This is a genomic window from Lichenihabitans sp. PAMC28606 (assembly GCF_020616535.1).
Classification (GTDB): Bacteria; Pseudomonadota; Alphaproteobacteria; order Rhizobiales; family Beijerinckiaceae; genus Lichenihabitans; species Lichenihabitans psoromatis.
Genome location: NZ_CP085136.1, coordinates 1,031,337 through 1,050,098 on the forward strand (window position 1 = coordinate 1,031,337; position 18,762 = coordinate 1,050,098).

Here is an 18,762-nt window from a genome sequence, read left to right on the forward strand (position 1 = left end):
GCAAACCGTTTTTCCCAACAGGAGCCACATTTGTGAAACAGCTCGCATTCCTAGGTCTCGGCGTCATGGGTTACCCCATGGCTGGCCATCTGGCCGCGAAGGGGCACGATGTCGTCGTTTATAATCGCTCGTCCGCAAAGGCCGATGCTTGGGTCGGGCAGCACAAGGGCACCTCGGCAAAAACCCCGAATGACGCCGCCCACGAGCGAGACATCGTCTTCTGCTGCGTCGGCAACGATGATGATCTTCGGTCGGTCACGCTCGGCCCCGATGGGGCTTTCGCGGGCATGAAACGCGGCAGTATCTTCGTCGATCACACGACGGCATCCGCCGAAGTGGCGCGCGAACTCGACGCCAAGGCGAAGGAGCTCGGACTTGCATTCATAGACGCGCCGGTGTCTGGCGGACAGGCCGGCGCAGAGAACGGCGCCCTGACGGTGATGTGCGGCGGCGATCAAGCGCCCTACGCTGATGCCGAACCCGTCATCGCGGCCTATGCCAAAGCATGCCGCCTGATGGGGCCCTCCGGCGCAGGTCAATTGACCAAGATGGTCAACCAGATCTGCATTGCGGGGCTTGTTCAGGGTCTTGCGGAAGGACTCAACTTTGCCGAAGCGGCGGGGCTCGACCTCTCCGAAGTGGTGGCCGTGATCTCGAAGGGGGCGGCTCAATCCTGGCAAATGGAAAACCGCGCCAAGACCATGGAGGCCGGCAAATTCGATTTCGGCTTCGCGGTGGATTGGATGCGAAAGGATCTCGGCATCTGCCTCGCGGAAAGCCGACGCAATGGTGCCCCACTCCCGGTCACCGCCTTGGTCGATCAGTTTTATGGCGACGTGCAAGCCATGGGCGGCAAGCGATGGGACACGTCCAGCCTCATCGCGCGGCTGAAGCGCTAAATCAGCCTAGAACTTGCATTCTCAAGAAGGCCGGGCTCACGCCCGGCCTTCGCCGTTGTGATTAACGGCACGGCGGCTCGTTCGGGCCACCGCATCCCGGATGGCCATGCTGGCCTTCCTGCTGGCGGTGCTGATCCTGCTGTTGTTGGCGCTGCTGCTCTTGCTGCTGACGCTGCTGACCTTGTTGTTCCTGACGCTGCTGTTCCTGCTGCTGGTGCTGCTGATGCTGCTGGCTCTGCTGGTCCTGGCGCTGCTGCTCTTGCTGATGCCGCTGTTGATCTTGCTGTTGGCGCAGTTGCTGCTGCTGTTGGCGCTGTTGGTCCTGCTGCTGATGCTGCTGGCTCTGCTGGTCCTGGCGCTGCTGCTCCTGCTGACGCCGCTGCTGATCTTGCTGCTGACGTTGTTGTTGCACCGCCGGGTTTGGCACGGGCGTCCCCTCTGGCAACTGACCCTGGGGGCGGCGCTGGGCCGGGTTGGGCACCGGTGTTCCTTCCGGCAATTGATGCGGCGCCTGCGGGGGCTGGCCCTGAACGGGACGCTGGGCTGGGTTGGGCACCGGCGTCCCTTCTGGCAACTGACCCTGGGGGCGGCGCTGAGCCGGGTTGGGTACCGGCGTGCCTTCCGGCAATTGATGCGGCGCCTGCGGGGGCTGGCCCTGAACGGGACGCTGGGCCGGGTTCGGCACCGGTGTTCCTTCCGGCAATTGATGCGGCGCCTGCGGGGGCTGACCCTGAACGGGGCGCTGGGCCGGGTTCGGCACCGGTGTTCCTTCCGGCAATTGATGCGGCGCCTGCGGGGGCTGGCCCTGAACGGAACGCTGGGCCGGGTTGGGTACAGGCGTGCCTTCAGGCAGTTGATGCGGCGCCTGCGGGGGCTGGCCCTGAACGGGACGCTGGGCTGGGTTCGGCACCGGCGTTCCTTCCGGCAATTGATGCGGCGCCTGCGGAGGCTGACCCTGAACGGGACGCTGGGCTGGGTTGGGCACCGGCGTTCCTTCCGGCAATTGATGCGGCGCCTGCGGGGGCTGGCCCTGCACGGGACGCTGGGCCGGGTTGGGTACAGGCGTGCCTTCAGGCAGTTGATGCGGCGCCTGCGGAGGCTGACCGTTCGGGGCTTGGCCGCGGGGCTGCCCGCCGCCATCATCTCCGACGCTGTTGCGCGGATTTTGACCTTGGTTCCGATTGTCGAACTGGCCTTGGTTAAATTGGCCCTGCCCGTCATTGTTCGGGCGGCCGTCATAACGGCCCTGCCCGTCGTTATTGGGGCGGCCGTCGTAACGGCCCTGCCCGTCATTGTTGGGGCGGCCGTCATAACGGCCCTGCCCTTCGCCATTCTGCGGAATCAGGTTGCCATTTGGCTCCTGCGCGAAGGGCCGAGGTTGTGCATATTGTCCCCGATAGCCAGCCGGCGGCTCCAACCTGCCGGGTTCTCCATAGGGCCGCGAATAGGGAATCGGGATCGGTATCGGGATGGGCAGAAAGCCCGGTGCGATCGATGGCGGCGGCGGCGGGAGATCGACGAAATAGGTCGGTCGCGGCGGCAGAAACACCACTGGCGGCGGCGGCGGCGGCGCGTAATCCGGCTCCGACAGGATGATCCTTGGCTCGTCGAAGACGCGATATTCAACCTCGGGGGGCGGTGGCACGTCGTAATCGATCACATTGAAATTCGATGGTGGGTCGAAGGCGGCCGATAGGCTCGCCAGCCTGCGGCGCGCGTCGTAAACGTGCGGACCGTGCGGATAACGCCGCAGATACGTCCAATAGGCATCGGGGCTGTTGCGGCTGACGGTCCGGCGCCAGATCAGCGCCTCGCGCCGCACGGCCAACAGCGTCCGGACTCGCGCCGCATAAGGGCTGTCCGGAAAGGCCGAGACGAAATCATTATAGCCATCGAACGTATCGCGCGCGACCGCGATGCTATAGGCATCCTCGACCGGAAATTCGCGGATGGGGCGTTTGCTCATCGCGGCAAAACTCTGCTGCGCGCTGGCGAGAGCCGGTGCCCCCGGACCCGCCTGCAGAAACGCGAATGAGGCCGTCAGTTTCGACACGTCCCAAGGCACCTGGGCGCCCTTGGTGGTCTGGTTCACGCGCAGCCGTACCCGATCGAAGACCTCGTCGACCGGTACACCGCCACTCCGCATCATCTCCGCCAGCGCCTGCCCATAGACCCCATAGGTTCCCTTCGGATTGGGGGCGACAGTGCCCGGCGCAGCATTGAAGGCGATCAAGCTCCCTTGCTCGGCATCGACGAGCGACAGGCCCGGCGCGACATGCTCCGAGGCGGGAATAGCGGGATTTTGATAGGCGGCATCGAGCACGACGACGCGAGCGCGAAGCGGAAGCGCTGCCAGCGCGCGGGTGAAATCGGCAAGCCGGAGCGATTGGATCGGGATATCGGTTTCGCGCGCCAGGGTCGCATCGACCGGCACATAGTAATTATCACCATCGAACTGCAAAGCGTAGCCGGAGAGGTAGACGAACACGATCGCATTCGGCCCCGCCGCCCCGGCCTTGGTGAGAAAGTCGCGGAAGGAGCGTCGGATGTCGTCCGACCCGAGATCGCGGGCGCCGGTCACGTCGAACCCCGCAGCCGTCAGCGTCTGCGCCACAAGCCCGGCATCGTTGGCGGCGGTTGGAAGAGCGCCGCGTGCATAGGCGCCATCGCCGATCACCAAAGCCAGGCGAGGCTGCTGTTGCTGCTGGGCGACGGCTGGACTGAGGGGCGCGGCGGTGCCGCCGAGAAGGATCGCGACCGCGACAATCTTTCTGACCAGTCTGCTCATTTTTCGTCCCGATTGCTAATATCCACGGCAATCATTTCACGCCGCACGGGCTGAACCAAGCCTGAACATCGCGGGGCAGCACTCGGCACGCCGATCATCCCACCGCGTCGGTCCCGACCAATCGTGCGACTTCCGCACGAACGGCCGGCAGCACCTCCGCCTCGAACCACGGGTGACGCTTCAACCAGCCACTGTTGCGCCAAGAGGGATGCGGCAGCGCGATCAGGCGCGGCAGGCCAGGTCGTTCGAACAAGGAACGCCACGCCTTCACCTGCTCGGTCAAACCGAGCGACGAAGCGATATCCGGGTGGAGGCGGGCGAGATGATAGCGCAGGGCATAGAGGCCGATCACCAGGATGGTTTCGACCTGTGGCATGCGCGCGAAGACGGCATCGTGCCACGCGACGCGACATTCCACACGGGGCGGAAGATCGCCCTTGTTGCCGTCGTGGCCCGGAAAGCAGAACCCCATCGGCACGATCGAGACCCGCGTCTCATCATAGAACAGATCCGGCCCGATCCCCATCCAGGCCCGAAGTCGTTCACCCGAGGGGTCGTCGAACGGCGTGCCGCTGACATGGGCGCGGATGCCGGGAGCCTGACTTGCGATAACCAGACGAGCCTTGTTGGACAGACGGAGGATCGGCCGAGGCGCATGCGGGAGCGGCAGCTTGCGGGGGCTCTCGAGACAGATGCGGCACGTCCGAATCGTGTCGGCCAACGCGGCGGGGTCTCTCGAATCAGGATCGTCGATGCAGCAGTCCTCCGATGGTCAATCGCTTTATCAAACTCATTTTACAGGTGTGGTGAGCCGCTCATTAAGGTTTCTTTGCGACCCTCATTCTTATTGGATTGTTTAATGTCGGGCGTATTGCGTCGATGAAACATGTCACCGCGGAAACGGAGGAGCGCGGGCGCAGCGATCACGTGTTGGCTGCCACGTCGCATCGGCTGCGTTGGTTCCATGGGGTCAGGGCCAAGCTCTCAGACGGCCGTCGCGTCTCCGTCTTCGATGTCGAACTGCTGCGCATGTTCGCCGAGCGACACCGCGGCGCGACGCCCGCGATGGGAACCCTCGCCTTCGTGGTTGCTGGCGTCGCCACCATCTGGGTCCCGGTCACCGACGTCCTGATCTGGTTGTCGCTGCTGTGTTCCGCGATGGTCGTTCTATCGGGATGGACCACCACATTTCTATTCCGCTCGGATACACGGGTTGGTTCGCGCCAATGGACGCTCCGGTTCATCCTTGGCGAGGGAGCGCAAGGCGCGGCATGGGCCTTGATCGTCGCGCTGTTGCTCCATGTCCGGGACCCTGCCGCACAGACCTTCGTGCTCTTCGTGCTGCTTCTGGTGGCTGCCACGACCGCTATGTTGTCGGCCACACTCCCGGCCGCCGTCTACGCCAGCCTCGCCCCGATCACGATCGCAATCGTGGTCTTTACCCGGCCCGTATCCGGCTATGCGGCACTGCCCCTGATGACCCTTGCGGGAGCCGCCGTCGTATTTTTCATCGTACTGGCGCGTCGTCTCTATGGCACGGCTGTCGAGACCCTGGTGGCGCAGGCCGAGAAGGATGCGCTGATCGTCGAACTCGAACAGTCCAAGCTGAATTCCGACGAAGCACGCCGTCGCGCCGAAGAAGCAAGCCTCGCGAAGTCACGCTTTCTGGCGACCATGAGCCACGAATTGCGGACGCCGCTCAATGCCATCCTCGGATTTTCGGAGGTTATGAAAGGCGAGTTGTTCGGCCCGCATACCGTGTCGGCCTATCGGGAATATTCCGACGATATTCACTCCAGCGGGCAGCATCTCTTGATGCTTATCAACGAGATCCTCGATCTGTCGCGGGTCGAAGCTGGTCGCTATGAACTCAAAGAGGAATCGGTGGCGCTCGCCCATGTGGTGGATGATTGCCAACGCCTTCTGGCGCTTCGCGCCGGCAAGCGGAACATCACCCTGGTGGATCTTGTCGAGGGTGGCCTGCCCCTCATTTGGGTCGACGAACGAGCGATCCGGCAGGTGATCCTGAATCTGCTCTCGAATGCGATCAAATTCACCCCGCATGGGGGCACCGTGACGATCAAGGTCGGCTGGACCGTTCAAGGCGGCCAATATGTGTCGATCCGCGACACCGGACCCGGCATCCCCGAGGCGGAAATACCCGTTGTGATGTCGTCCTTCGGGCGTGGCACTCTCGCGCAGAAAAACGCCGAAGAGGGGTCCGGATTGGGGCTGCCCATCGTCAAGGGTTTGATCGAACTGCACGGCGGCACCTTCACGCTGAAATCGAAACTGCGTGAGGGCACAGAAGTCATCGTGATTCTGCCGCCGGAGCGGATCATCGACCCGACCCCGCAAGAGAACAGCGAAAGCGTGCCCGTGCGAACGGAGCGCCGCCGCCGGGCCGTCCGGTCCGCCGCCTGAACCATCAATCCTTGTTGGACACCCCGGCATCCGCAAAGGTCGCCATGCCGGTATGGCAGGCGAGAGCCGCCTTGACGATCCCGGCGGCGAGCGCCGCACCGCTCCCTTCCCCAAGCCGCATGCCGAGATCGAGCAAAGGCTCTTTGCCGAGGCGCCGCAACACCTCGCCATGCTGGCCTTCCGCGGAGCGGTGCCCCGCGATGCAGTGATCCAAAATGCCGAGTGCGGCCGCATGAAGCACTGCGGCGGCGGCACACACTACGTAGCCATCGAGGATGACCGGCACGCGCTGCATACGCGCCGCCAGAATGGCGCCCGCCATGGCGGCGATGTCGCGGCCGCCGAGCCGCCGCAGGAGCTCGAGCGGATCGCTCGAGGAACCCTTGTGAAGCGCGACGGCGCGTTCGACCGCCGAAATCTTGCGGGCGAGACCAGCGTCGTCGACGCCCGTGCCGCGCCCGACCCAGTCGGCCGCCGAGCCCCCGTACAGCGCGTGATAGATCGCCGCCGCGATGGTGGTGTTGCCGATCCCCATCTCGCCGAGGCACAGCAAGTCGGTCCCTCCCGCAATCGCCTCCATGCCGAACGCCATGGTGGCGGCGCAAGCGGCCTCGTCCATGGCGGCGTCTTCGGTGATGTCGTTAGTCGGATAATCGAGCGCCAGTTCGAACACCTTCAGACCAAGCCCGTAGGTGGCGCAAATCTGATTCACGGCCGCGCCGCCGGCCGCAAAGTTGCTGACCATGCCCTGCGTGACCGATTGTGGAAACGATGACACGCCCTGAGCCACGACGCCGTGATTGGCCGCAAAGACCGCCACCAGAGGCCGGTTGAGAGTGGGGCGGGGCGTGCCCTGCACGGCGCCGAGCCATTCGGCCAAGGTCTCGAGCCGGCCGAGCGACCCCAACGGCTTGGTCAGTTCGGCATCGCGATCGCGCATGCCGGCCACAGCCTCCCCATCGAGCGGGGGCAGACGCGTGAAGAGGTCACGGATATCGTCGAACGGAAGGCCGGTTGTCATCGGGTCGTCATGCTCCGTGGCGGCCTCGGCCGTCTGCGTCGCCTCGGCTTGTAGCCGCCCAGCGCCGCTCTGCCTACACCCGCCTGCCATGCGCCATTGCGGCTCGACAGCGCGGCGGTTTACCCGCAGAAGACAGCCATGCCGACCAACCCGACTCGCCGGACCACGATCGTGGCGCAAGCCTTCGCGCTCGGCGCCGATGTCGTGACCTGCCTGCGTTTTTTTTCCCGCCTGCCCCTGCCCCCCTTCGCGTTCGAGCGTGATGGCATCGGCATTCTGGCCGAAGCCGTGCGTGTGCTGCCGGTGGCGGGCCTGATCCTCGGGGCGATCGGCGCAGCGGTTCTGGCCGTCGGCGCCGGGCTTGGCTTGCCGGATGCCGCCTGCGCGGCGCTGGCGTTGGCGGCGCTGGCGATGGCGACCGGCGCGTTACATGAGGATGGATTGGCCGACACGGCCGATGGTTTCGGTGGCGGCGCGACGCGTGATCGTAAGCTCGCCATCATGCGAGACAGCCACATCGGGTCTTATGGCGTGCTGGCCTTGGTGTTCGGCACGCTGCTCCGCGTGATCGGGCTCGCGACCTTGCTCGATCGGGCCGGGCCGGTCGGAGCGGCTTGCGCGCTGATGGCCGCGAGCGCCGTCTCGCGAGGGCTCTCGATTCTGCCCATGACGATCCTGGCAGCGGCGCGACCCGATGGATTGGGCCGGTCGGTTGGGCGTCCCGCCGCGAGCGTCAGCCGCATCTGCTTCGTTCTCGTCGCGGCCATCGGTGTGGCGTTGCCGATCGCCGGCGGCCTCGATGGTCGTTCGGCATTGATCGCCTGCGGCATGGCCGCCGTTGCGGCGCTCGGCATGACGCGCCTCGCCTTCCGGCAGATCGGCGGCCATACGGGCGACGTCGCCGGCGCGACCCAGCAGGTCAGCGAGATCGCCTTTTTCGTCGGACTTCTGATCGTGATTCATGCCTGATCTTGCTGCCGCGACCTCCTCGCCCTGCATCAAACTCTGCCGGCTCGACGAGGCAGCGACGATGTGCCTTGGTTGTGGTCGCACGCTCGAGGAAATCGGGCTCTGGGGCGGCATGTCGGAGCCGACGCGGCTCGCCATCATGGCCAAGCTCCCGGAGCGGCTCGTTGCGGCAGATCGCGATGCCGCCATTGCGGAAACTTAACCCTGCGGTCGCCTCGACAGGCCAAGACCGAGAGCCTACCTGATCGGTGAGGGATTGATCCTTCGGCCCCCGACCGGACGTGACGTCCCCGCGATGAACGACCTCACCCAGCCCGAGATTGTCAGCCTGCTGTTCTACGGCGCCCTTGCGCTGTGGCTGGCCGCAGCGATTCCGCGATTGTTTCGCGGACGCTTCATGGCCGGGCTCGCGGCTCTGACGTTCTGGATCATCGCCTTCCTTGTGGTTATCACCGGCTATTCCTATCGCGACGAGTTACGGGGCGTCGCCTCCCACGTGATCGCGACGGTCGTGCCGGGCATGCCCATGCAGGTCAGCGCCAGCGAGGTCGCGGTGATGCGATCCTCGGACGGGCAATTTCTGGTGCGGGGAACCTCCGGCGACGCGAGGCTCAGCTTCATTTTCGATACAGGCGCCTCGGCGGTCGTGCTCCGTGCCGAGGATGCGAGCCGCCTCGGCATCAAGCCGCACGACCTGACCTACGACGTCGATGTGGCGACCGCGAACGGGCATGCCATGACGGCCGAAACGACCCTCCCGGAACTGCGGATCGGCAGCATCGTGGAAACCGACGTCGAGGTGCTGGTCGCCAAACCCGGCGCCTTGCACGAGAATCTGCTCGGCATGACGTTTCTCAATCGCCTCGCGAGCTTCACCATCGCAGACAACAAGCTGATCCTGCGGAGCCGGTAAAGGATCAGGCTGCGGCGCCGAGCATGGATGCGGCCGTTTCGAGATGCCGCAGCGCGTCTGCCACGACCTCCAGGCCAGCGCCCCGCTTGGGGGCCTCGGTTGCGAGATGTCGCCGCCACAGACGCGCGCCCGGGCGCCCAGCGAACAACCCGAGCAGATGGCGGGTCATGTCATGGAGACGGACGCCGCGACCGAGCTGATCCGCCATATAGGGCATGAAAGCCTCGACGGCTTCTGCGCTGCTCGCCACGGGAGCCGGAACGCCGAACAGCACGGGATCGACCAGCGCCAAAAAATCCGGATTGTGATAAGCGGCGCGTCCCACCATCACGCCATCCACATGAGCGAGTTCGGCCTGCATCGCCTCGAGCGTCACCAGCCCCCCGTTGATGCTGATCGGCCAATCCCGATAGGCGGCCTTCAGTGCGTGCACCAGCGCATAGTCGAGCGGCGGCACATCGCGGTTTTCCTTCGGCGACAGCCCTTGCAGCCACGCCTTGCGGGCATGCACGATCAGGGCTTCGGCGCCGGCGCGTCGCACCGTCTCGGCCATGGCGAACAGGGCCTCCTGCGGATCCTGATCGTCGACCCCGATGCGGCACTTCACCGTCACGGGCAGCGGGGTCGCGGCCACCATGGCGGCGACGCAATCCCCGACCAGCGCGGGTTCTCGCATCAGACACGCGCCAAACCGGCCATTCTGCACCCTATCCGACGGGCAGCCGACGTTGAGATTTATCTCGGCATAGCCATAGTCGGCACAGATCCGGGCCGAGGTCGCAAGATCGCCAGCATCCGAGCCGCCAAGCTGCACCGCGACCGGATGTTCCGCCGCATCGAACGCCAGCAGACGCTCCCGCGGCCCGAACAGGATCGCGCCGGTCGTCACCATCTCGGTATAGAGTCGCGCCCGGCGCGTCATGAGGCGGTGGAAAAACCGACAATGTCGATCGGTCCAGTCCATCATCGGCGCAATCGAGAAACGATGAGGGCTAAATTCACCCCCTAACTGCTTGATCGGCGACGGCGTTTCGGCGTTCAGGTTCGTCTCATACATGTGCTCAACAACCGCCTTTTCAGGCTGTTTTCCGGATGCTACTGCTACCGTGCCGCAACACGGGGAGGCTTGTCGCACTGATGGGTACAATAACGGCACGCAAGCGCCGCGACGGCTCAATCGGTTATACCGCGCAAATCCGCCTGAGACGAGACGGCAAGATCGTCTTCGGAAGCGGAGACGTCGAAAGAAGGCCGTTGCCGAAGCCTGGCTGAAAAACGACAGACTGAACGGCACGCACTGATCGATACCGAGCGATTGAGACACCCTCAGTGATCTCGGCGACCGCGATGAGATGTCCTATATCGGCTTTTCTTGCGGAATGAAATTCAGTGTCCCGTCGGCTGCATAACAGCGTTCGATCGGACAAGTCTGGGGCGACTGCGATGATGCGAACGATGCGTCGGCCCGAGGCCATCATAAGGGCTGGGGTGCATTTCGAGAGAAGTCTTCGCCGCTTCGCCACGCACCCCAGCCTGTCACCGGTGTAAGCTGTTTCCTGCCGTTCGTGTCGACGCCACGGCGTCCGCTGTTGGTCAAACCAACAGCACATGGTGAAGCACTCTTGAGTAAGGCCAGCCGGTGGCGCTTGCTTCTTAAATAGCGCTTATGACACGGTCGAAGATATCCAAGCTAACCACGCGAAAGCAGACAGCGCTATGCCCAGGATCCGACTAGCGGATTTCATCCGCGGTGAGATGGAGAGCATCATCGTCGAGTGGAATGATTTCGCCAGTAGCCATGTACCGGCAGGCGCGAACATGTCGGTGTCCGCCTTGCGGGATCATATCGTCGAGATCCTGTCATTCATCGCCGATGACCTTGAAACCCCACAGACCGACACCCAACAAATTTCAAAATCGCAGGGGGATGGTCCGACCGAAAGTCTCTATCGTCAGAGCGCCGCCGAGGCCCATGCGGCTTTGCGTCTAAGCAACGGCTTCAACATTGATCAGATGGTGTCCGAGTATCGGGCTTTACGAGCGAGCGTCGTAAAGCTTTGGATCACAAAAGGACTGCTGTCGGATTCCGTTGATTTGACCGACCTCACAAGATTCAACGAAGCTATCGATCAAGCCATTGCCGAATCCGTTGCTGAATATACGAAGCTTATCGACCAATCACGAAACCTGTTCCTTGGCATTCTTGGCCACGATCTTCGAAATCCAATCGGGGCCGCTTCTATGGCCGGAGATATGCTCAAACGGCTCTCGCCTCCCGATAGCAAGGAGCGCAAACTTGCCTCGCAAATCGTCGAAGCAAGCCAGCGCGGCATTCAAATCCTGAATGATCTTTTGGATATTACGAGATCGGCATTTGGAAGCGATATTCCAATTTCGAGATCCCCGATGGACCTCGGTCAGCTCAGCCTCCAGCTTGTCGATGAGATGCAGTCCCTGACTGCAGACCGACATATCAAACTTAGTCTCGACGGCGATCTAAAGGGCGCATGGGATGGCGCTCGGATCGGTCAGGTTCTGTCGAACCTGATCGGGAATGCCATCCATTATAGCGCTCCCGACACCATTATCACTGTCGCCCTGGCGGGCGATCCCGAGAAGGTCACGCTTTCGGTTCATAACGAGGGGGCGCCCATCCCCGCAGAACAGCTCGACGCGATCTTCGAGGCTTTGACGAGGGGCAAGTCGCCGGACACAAGCCAGTATGGTTCAAGTCATCTCGGACTAGGCCTGTATATTTCGAAGAAAATTGTCGCCGCTCATTTGGGTGAAATTGGTGTTATGTCCGTGGCTCATGGCGGGACGACCTTCACGGCGCAATTACCGCGTTGATGCAAATTCCACGATTATGACGCTGCGCAGCCAGCCGCAAAGTGGACAAAACTCTATCCGAGTCCAAAACAGTGCCCGCCCGTAGCCGGTGATAGGTTCAACGCCGGGCATCGGCGCTGCGCTGACCCGCTCGCTATCTTTCGGTATCGTTCATCCGTGTTAGACGTGCCACTCCGCGCACTTCCCGCATTCACACGCCAGCATGGTGCATGACGTCACGCGCGATCCTGCCGAAGCCGAGACCAATCGGGCAGCCCGCTCGATCGTCGATCTCGTCGGCAGAAGGAACGTCAGCTTGAGTTCCGCGCCATGACCTGTAATGGGTCTAGAACGCGGGGACCTTACGTCATCCCGGCAGAGGCCCCTATGGCAAAGCACCTGTCTCACGCCTTCGACCGTCGTCCGATCGTCACGATCCCGATGAGCAGAATGGGGCACCTGTGGGCCGACGGACACGGATATCGAGCATCGCTGATCCCAACCCGGCGAATCGTCGTTCGTTATCAGCCTATGCCACTCAGCAACCCGGAATGTCTGTCAGGACGGAAGGTGGAGAATGTCTAAGACTGCGTTTGTCTATTGCGCGCATTTTGTCTCCAAATCAGTCGAACGCGAAATTGCACGTCTGGATCGAGAGCTCGATCCGTCGATCGATTTGTTTGTGACAGGTTGCAGCGCAAGCGGCAGCGACCTGAAGGAGCTCGCGATCGGACGCGCGAAGGTTTTCCCTTATTATAAAAAGGACGTCGAGGCCCTGCCCTACAGCAAGAAGCTGGAAAGCATGGATTGGGTCACGATGCGCGGGAACCCCGACCTCTTCCTCTTGTGCTTCTTCCGCGATGTCAAAGACTACGACCAATATTGGTTCTGCGAATATGACGTTCGATATACGGGTCGCTGGGGCACCCTGATGGACGACCTGAAGGATTCGTCGGCGGACCTGTTATGCTCCTATACCGCGACCTATCAGGATGGCCCCGATTGGATGTTCTGGCCGTCGTTCCATATGCCGGGCAAACCGGGACGCGTCGATCTCGTGCGCTCGTTCCTGCCCTTCTGTCGCGTGTCGAATCGCCTTCTGTCGAAGATCGACGAGAATTGCCGGGACGGGTGGGCGGGGCATCCGGAAGTTTTGTGGCCGACCATCGCGGTCGATAACGGATTTTCACTGGAAGAAATCGGCGGCGCGGGCCGCCTCGTGCCCGACGCCCGTCGCAACAAGTATTATTATTCGGCAAGCCTGACGTCGAAGATCTTCGTGTCGACCTTTGGCGCCTGGCCGTTCTACTCGGAAAAGAGCAACTTCAAGCCGGGGGTCGGCGAGCCCGACATTCTCTGGCACCCCGTCAAGGAGTGACGCTCGTCCATCGTGTCGTCGCGACGGATCAGGTGCCGGACTCGCGCTCGGCGCGCAGCTTGGCCCACCAATCAAGCCGCTTCTTCAGCTCGCGTTCGAAGCCGCGCTCGACCGGCTCATACAGCTTTTGGCGTCCGATCGATTCCGGCCAATAATTTTGGCCGGAAAACCCATCTGGCTCATCGTGGTCGTAGGCATAGCCCTCGCCAAACCCCTCGTTCCGCATCATCTTGGTCGAACCGTTGAGGATCACCTTCGGCGGTGTCACCGATCCCGCATGTTTCGCGAGCGCCATCGCGGCCTTGAAGGCCGTGTAGGCGGCGTTGGATTTCGGAGCGGTCGCGACATAGATCACCGCCTGGGCGATCGCGAGTTCGCCTTCCGGACTCCCGAGAAAGTCGAACGCCCCCTTGGCGGCGTTTGCGACGACCAGCGCCTGGGGATCCGCAAGGCCGATATCTTCCACCGCCATGCGAACGATGCGGCGCGTGATGAACAAGCGATCCTCGCCCGCGTCGAGCATCCGCGCGAGATAATACAGCGCCGCATCCGGATCTGAGCCGCGCACCGCCTTGTGCAACGCCGAGATCAGGTTGTAATGGCCGTCCTGACCCTTGTCGTAGAGCGGCGCGCGGCGCTGGACGACATCGAGCAGGGTCGCATCATCGAAGATCTCGCCCGAACGCGCGGCCTGCCAGATTTCCTCGGTCAGCGTCAGCAGCGCCCGCCCATCCCCATCGGCAAGACGGACCAGTGTCGCGCGGCCGCTCTCGGAGATCGGCAGCACCCGCCCCTCGGCCGCCTCGGCCCGGTCGAGGAGCTTGCCGAGCGCTGCCTCGTCGAGCGCCCGAAACACCAAGAGGCGAGCCCGCGACAGCAGCGCCGCATTGAGCTCGAAGGAGGGGTTCTCGGTCGTGGCGCCGATCAGCGTGATGGTGCCATCCTCCATCACGGGCAGAAAGCTATCCTGCTGGGCGCGGTTGAAGCGATGGATCTCATCGACGAACAACAAGGTGCCCTGCCCGGTCCTGCGGCGGGCGCGCGCCTCCTCGAAGAGCTTCTTGAGTTCCGCAACGCCCGAGAAGATCGCCGACACCTGCACGAACGTCAGCTTGGTGTCGCGGGCCAGGAGACGCCCGACGGTCGTCTTGCCGGTTCCAGGAGGCCCCCAGAAGATCAGCGATCCCATCGAGGTCGCCCCGATGAGCCGGGTCAAAGCCCCGTCCGGTCCAAGCAGATGATCCTGCCCGGCCACGTCGGACAGGGTCCCCGGTCGCAACCGATCCGCAAGCGGACGCGGGGCCGATTGATCCAATCCCGCCGCCGCAAACAGATCCGTCATCGTCGTCTAGCCACCGATTTCGGTTTGCACCACCTGTCCACCGCGCGACAGCGTCAAATGGTAATAGCTGCGGTTGAGGTTCGTGGCGCGCTCGAGTTGCTTGGTCGAGGTGATCTGATCATTCTCGAGCCCGAGAATGACATCGCCCTTCGCAAGACCCGCCTCGGCCGCGTTCGAGCCGGGATCGACGTCGGCCACGACCACACCGTCGTGAACCCCCTGGATCGAAAGCTCTTCGGCCACCGCGGGTGAAAAGTTCACCACCGTCGCGCCAGAGAAGGGCGACCTATTCTTGAGCTTGATCGGCTCGCGCGGCGGCACTTCTGGCGCGGTCGTCAGCTTGATCGGCACGATGATGGTTTTGCCACCGCGCGACACCGTGAGCGAAGTGACCGAGCCAATCGCCTTCGTGGCAAATCGATACCCGAACCCATCCGGATCGTCGATCGACTGCCCATCGACCGCCATGACGATATCGCCACTCCGCAAACCCGCGTCTTTCGCGGGTCCATCATCGAGCACGCTCGCGACGAGGGCGCCCGTGGGACGGTCGAGGCCGAGCGTGTCGGCGATATCGCGGGACATGACTTGGAGCGTCGCGCCGAGCCAAGGCCGGCGCACGTCATGGCCTCCAGCCTTGGCGCTCTCGATGACGGTTTTGACGAGATTGACCGGGATCGCGAACCCGATCCCAACGCTTCCGCCCGATTGCGAGTAGATCGCCGAATTGATGCCGATCAGCCGACCGTGCATGTCGACCAGCGCGCCGCCCGAGTTACCCGGATTGATGGCCGCATCGGTCTGGACGAAGAACTGGTAGTCACTGCCGCCGACTTGCGTGCGGGCCAACCCCGACACGATGCCTTGCGTAACGGTCTGGCCGACGCCGAAAGGATCGCCGATGGCGAGCACCAGATCGCCGACTTCGAGCGCATCCGAATCGCCGAGATCCATACTTTGGAACGGACCGCCGGTCTTGAGTTTCAGAATGGCGAGATCGGTGCGCTTGTCCCGCAGCACGATGTCGGCCGCGACCTCCCGCTTGTCGGAGAGCGCGACCTTCACGTCCGTCATCGTGTCGATGACGTGGTAGTTTGTCACCACCAACCCCGACGGATCGACGATTACACCGGAGCCGAGCGACTGAGCCGTCGGGCCACCGGGACGGGGTGTGGAGCGCCCTCCCCCGAAAAATTGCTGAAAGACCGGATCGTCGAACAACGGGTTCCGAGCCTGACGATCCGTCCGCGACGCATAGACGTTGACGACGGATGGCTGCGCCTTTTTGACGACCGGCGAAAACGACATCAGCACGTCTGACCGTGCTTGTGGAACAGTCCGCAGGTCATCGGCCGCAGCTCCGCAACAGCTGCCCACAAAGGCCAGCACCACAAGAGCTGCTCGTCGACTCGTCAGAGACTTCATCGGCTGATCCTCTCCTGCCTCATCGAAACCGTGGGCGATCGTTTACAAATGGCGATCCGACCGGTGACGCCGCTTGAGCCCATAAACCAAAAAGGGGAACACGCTGCCGTGTTCCCCTTGTCGTGCTGATTTGCCGAACGCTTAAGCGGCTTCGTCGACGATAGTGCCGATCGGGGGCTGGCCCCGCGCTTCGACGTCGCGATCGACGAATTCGATCACCGCCATCGGAGCATTGTCGCCGTAGCGGAAGCCGGCCTTGAGAACGCGGATGTAGCCACCCTGGCGATCTTTGTAGCGGGGTCCAAGCACGTCGAAGAGCTTCTTGACCAAGAGCACATCCTTGACCTGCGCGATCGCCTGACGACGCGCATGGAGATCGCCTCGCTTGCCGAGCGTGATAAGACGCTCGACCACGGGGCGGAGATCCTTGGCTTTGGGCAAGGTCGTGATGATCTGCTCGTGGTGGATCAGAGCACACGACATATTTGCGAACATCGCTTTCCGATGTTCGGCCGTGCGATTAAAGCGGCGCTGCGAGCGACCGTGATACATGGCTGTCTCCAATTGTTATGCGACCGCCGTGCCACGGTACGGCCGCTCTTTTGAGGAGCCCGATTGTTACGGGCTCCGAATCGATCGGCTTAGTAGTGTTCTTCGAACCGCTTAGCGAGTTCGTCGATATTCTCTGGCGGCCAACCGTTGATTTCCATCCCGAGATGCAGACCCATCTGGGCCAACACTTCCTTGATCTCGTTCAACGACTTTCGACCGAAGTTCGGGGTCCGAAGCATTTCGGCTTCCGACTTTTGGATGAGATCACCGATGTAAACGATATTGTCGTTCTTCAAGCAATTCGCCGAACGAACCGACAATTCGAGCTCGTCGACCTTTTTCAAGAGCGCCGGGTTGAACGCCAATTCCGGAATTGCCGCCGAAACCTCTTCGCGCTTCGGCTCTTCGAAGTTCACGAAGACGTTGAGCTGGTCCTGCAGAATGCGGGCCGCGTAAGCGATCGCATCCTCGGGCGTAATGCCGCCGTTTGTCTCGATCGTCATGGTCAGCTTGTCATAGTCGAGGATCTGACCCGCGCGGGTATTCTCAACGCGATAGCTGACGCGCCGAACCGGCGAATACAGACTGTCGACTGGAATGAGACCGATCGGTGCATCTTCTGAGCGATTACGATCCGCCGCGATGTAGCCCTTGCCGGTGTTGACCGTGAACTCCATCCGGATTTCAGCACCCTCGTCGAGCGTACAAATCACCAGATCGGGGTTGAGCACGATAACGTCATTGACGGTCGCAATATCCCCGGCCGTGACCCGACCCGGGCCCTGCTTCTTCAACACGACACGCTTCGGGCCTTCGCCCTGCATCTTGATCGCGATGTCCTTCACGTTGAGGACGATGTCGGTCACGTCCTCGCGAACGCCCGGGATCGACGAGAATTCATGCAACACGCCATCGATGTGGATGGCCGTGACGGCAGCACCCTGCAACGACGAGAGCAGGATCCGCCGAAGTGAATTGCCCATCGTAAGACCAAAGCCGCGCTCGAGCGGCTCCGCCACGAGGGTTGCGGTCCGCTTCGGATCATCGCCAACGATGACCTCGAGCTTGTTCGGCTTGATCAAATCCTGCCAGTTTTTGTGAATCACGTGTGCACCTTCAAATTCGATACCCGGCGCCGAAACGCCGGGCGCAGGCCGGGTTCACTGTCGATGGGAGCGGGGCGCCACGGAAAGCGGCGCCGCCACATCAAACGCGACGACGCTTACGCGGCCGGCAGCCGTTATGCGGGATTGGGGTCACGTCGCGGATCGACGTCACCGTGAAGCCGGAGGCCTGCAACGCGCGCAGGGCCGATTCGCGCCCCGAACCGGGTCCCGACACTTCGACTTCAACCATACGCATGCCGTGCTCGGACGCCTTGCGGGCCGCGTCTTCGGCAGCCATCTGAGCTGCGTAGGGGGTCGACTTGCGCGAGCCCTTGAAACCCATCGTGCCGGCTGACGACCAAGAGATCGTGTTGCCCTGTGCATCCGTGATGGTGATCATGGTGTTGTTGAACGTCGAACTCACATGAGCGACGCCGGAGGCGATATTTTTACGTTCGCGACGACGAACGCGTGTTGCTGCTTCTTTTGCCAAAGGTCTTGTCCTTCAAGCGCGCCCGTCATGCCAGGCGCTCGGGATGAATGTTAAATTACTTCTTCTTACCGGCGATCGGCTTGGACTTGCCCTTACGGGTGCGCGCATTCGTATGCGTGCGCTGGCCGCGAACCGGGAGGCTGCGACGATGACGCAGGCCGCGATAGCAGCCGAGGTCCATCAGGCGCTTGATGTTCATCGAGGTCTCGCGACGCAGGTCGCCCTCGACGAGATAGTCACGGTCGATCGTCTCGCGAATCTGAAGGACTTCGGCGTCCGTCAGCTGTGCAACACGACGATCCGCCGGGATGCTGACCTTTTCACAGATCTCTTCCGCCTTCTTCGCTCCGATCCCGTGAATATACTGAAGCGCGATCGTCACGCGCTTGTTGGTTGGGATGTTTACGCCTGCAATACGGGCCACGTGGTATACTCCAACGGGTGTGATCGAGCCCACCCGGATATTTCAAAGGAAAAGGTCGTCGCTCGAACGAAAAAATACCGGGCGCCCACACGGATTGCCCAGTCACACCAAGCTTCGCCACCTTGAAGGTTTTGGCCTATAGAGCGTCGTAGCTCACCCGTCAACCCTCAAGCGAGATCGGCCGTCAAAAGCCGGCCAT

17 protein-coding genes are annotated in these 18,762 nt (G+C 62.6%); 7 read left to right on the plus strand and 10 right to left on the minus strand.

What is annotated here, in order from left to right; translation table 11 throughout:
- Positions 1 to 32: 32 nt before the first annotated feature.
- Complete coding sequence (locus LGH83_RS04895; RefSeq protein ID WP_227400858.1) at positions 33 to 899, plus strand: NAD(P)-dependent oxidoreductase; 867 nt, start codon at positions 33 to 35, stop codon at positions 897 to 899.
- 61 nt (positions 900 to 960) lie between these two features.
- Here LGH83_RS04895 and LGH83_RS04900 read toward each other — a convergent pair whose 3' ends face one another.
- Positions 961 to 3,687: a caspase family protein gene (locus LGH83_RS04900; RefSeq protein ID WP_227400859.1), complete on the minus strand. Its 2,727-nt coding sequence runs from the start codon at positions 3,685 to 3,687 to the stop codon at positions 961 to 963.
- A gap of 94 nt (positions 3,688 to 3,781) precedes the next feature.
- Positions 3,782 to 4,408, minus strand: a complete 627-nt coding sequence (locus tag LGH83_RS04905) for a uracil-DNA glycosylase family protein (protein WP_227400860.1) — start codon at positions 4,406 to 4,408, stop codon at positions 3,782 to 3,784.
- Between the two features lie 158 nt (positions 4,409 to 4,566).
- On the opposite strand from LGH83_RS04905, the gene LGH83_RS04910 reads away from it, so the two are divergent.
- On the plus strand, positions 4,567 to 6,111 hold the full coding sequence (locus tag LGH83_RS04910; protein ID WP_227400861.1) for a sensor histidine kinase: 1,545 nt from the start codon (positions 4,567 to 4,569) through the stop codon (positions 6,109 to 6,111).
- A 4-nt stretch (positions 6,112 to 6,115) separates the two neighbouring features.
- On the opposite strand, the gene cobT is transcribed toward LGH83_RS04910, so the two are convergent.
- Positions 6,116 to 7,132: a nicotinate-nucleotide--dimethylbenzimidazole phosphoribosyltransferase gene (cobT, locus tag LGH83_RS04915; protein WP_227400862.1), complete on the minus strand. Its 1,017-nt coding sequence runs from the start codon at positions 7,130 to 7,132 to the stop codon at positions 6,116 to 6,118.
- 138 nt (positions 7,133 to 7,270) lie between these two features.
- Between cobT and cobS the strand changes: the two genes are divergently transcribed.
- From cobS to LGH83_RS04930, 3 genes are all read left to right on the plus strand, one after another.
- Entirely contained in the window at positions 7,271 to 8,101 is an 831-nt protein-coding gene (cobS, locus tag LGH83_RS04920; protein WP_227400863.1) for an adenosylcobinamide-GDP ribazoletransferase, read from the plus strand.
- Complete coding sequence (locus tag LGH83_RS04925) at positions 8,094 to 8,303, plus strand: DUF1289 domain-containing protein (protein WP_227400864.1); 210 nt, start codon at positions 8,094 to 8,096, stop codon at positions 8,301 to 8,303. The genes cobS and LGH83_RS04925 overlap by 8 nt, the downstream gene beginning before the upstream one ends.
- A gap of 93 nt (positions 8,304 to 8,396) precedes the next feature.
- Positions 8,397 to 9,014: a TIGR02281 family clan AA aspartic protease gene (locus LGH83_RS04930; RefSeq protein WP_227400865.1), complete on the plus strand. Its 618-nt coding sequence runs from the start codon at positions 8,397 to 8,399 to the stop codon at positions 9,012 to 9,014.
- A gap of 4 nt (positions 9,015 to 9,018) precedes the next feature.
- Here the strand turns inward: LGH83_RS04930 and dusA are convergent, their stop codons facing one another.
- Positions 9,019 to 10,071: a tRNA dihydrouridine(20/20a) synthase DusA gene (gene dusA / locus LGH83_RS04935; protein WP_227400866.1), complete on the minus strand. Its 1,053-nt coding sequence runs from the start codon at positions 10,069 to 10,071 to the stop codon at positions 9,019 to 9,021.
- 698 nt (positions 10,072 to 10,769) lie between these two features.
- Between dusA and LGH83_RS04940 the strand changes: the two genes are divergently transcribed.
- Both LGH83_RS04940 and LGH83_RS04945 read left to right on the plus strand, forming a co-directional pair.
- A complete protein-coding gene (locus tag LGH83_RS04940; RefSeq protein WP_264479140.1) occupies positions 10,770 to 11,864 on the plus strand; it encodes a sensor histidine kinase in 1,095 nt (364 codons plus the stop codon).
- A gap of 661 nt (positions 11,865 to 12,525) precedes the next feature.
- On the plus strand, positions 12,526 to 13,221 hold the full coding sequence (locus LGH83_RS04945) for a hypothetical protein (RefSeq protein WP_227400868.1): 696 nt from the start codon (positions 12,526 to 12,528) through the stop codon (positions 13,219 to 13,221).
- Between the two features lie 28 nt (positions 13,222 to 13,249).
- Here the strand turns inward: LGH83_RS04945 and LGH83_RS04950 are convergent, their stop codons facing one another.
- The 6 genes from LGH83_RS04950 to rpsM all read right to left on the minus strand — a co-directional run bounded on the left by LGH83_RS04950 (position 13,250) and on the right by rpsM (position 18,563).
- A complete protein-coding gene (locus LGH83_RS04950) occupies positions 13,250 to 14,563 on the minus strand; it encodes a replication-associated recombination protein A (RefSeq protein ID WP_227400869.1) in 1,314 nt (437 codons plus the stop codon).
- A 6-nt stretch (positions 14,564 to 14,569) separates the two neighbouring features.
- A complete protein-coding gene (locus tag LGH83_RS04955; RefSeq protein WP_227400870.1) occupies positions 14,570 to 15,988 on the minus strand; it encodes a Do family serine endopeptidase in 1,419 nt (472 codons plus the stop codon).
- A gap of 141 nt (positions 15,989 to 16,129) precedes the next feature.
- Positions 16,130 to 16,540, minus strand: coding sequence for a 50S ribosomal protein L17 (gene rplQ / locus LGH83_RS04960; protein ID WP_131194821.1), 411 nt, complete (start codon positions 16,538 to 16,540; stop codon positions 16,130 to 16,132).
- A gap of 89 nt (positions 16,541 to 16,629) precedes the next feature.
- Positions 16,630 to 17,646: a DNA-directed RNA polymerase subunit alpha gene (locus LGH83_RS04965; RefSeq protein WP_131117983.1), complete on the minus strand. Its 1,017-nt coding sequence runs from the start codon at positions 17,644 to 17,646 to the stop codon at positions 16,630 to 16,632.
- Between the two features lie 100 nt (positions 17,647 to 17,746).
- Positions 17,747 to 18,139, minus strand: a complete 393-nt coding sequence (gene rpsK, locus LGH83_RS04970; RefSeq protein ID WP_131117987.1) for a 30S ribosomal protein S11 — start codon at positions 18,137 to 18,139, stop codon at positions 17,747 to 17,749.
- 55 nt (positions 18,140 to 18,194) lie between these two features.
- Positions 18,195 to 18,563: a 30S ribosomal protein S13 gene (rpsM, locus tag LGH83_RS04975; protein ID WP_131117990.1), complete on the minus strand. Its 369-nt coding sequence runs from the start codon at positions 18,561 to 18,563 to the stop codon at positions 18,195 to 18,197.
- Positions 18,564 to 18,762 lie beyond the last annotated feature (199 nt).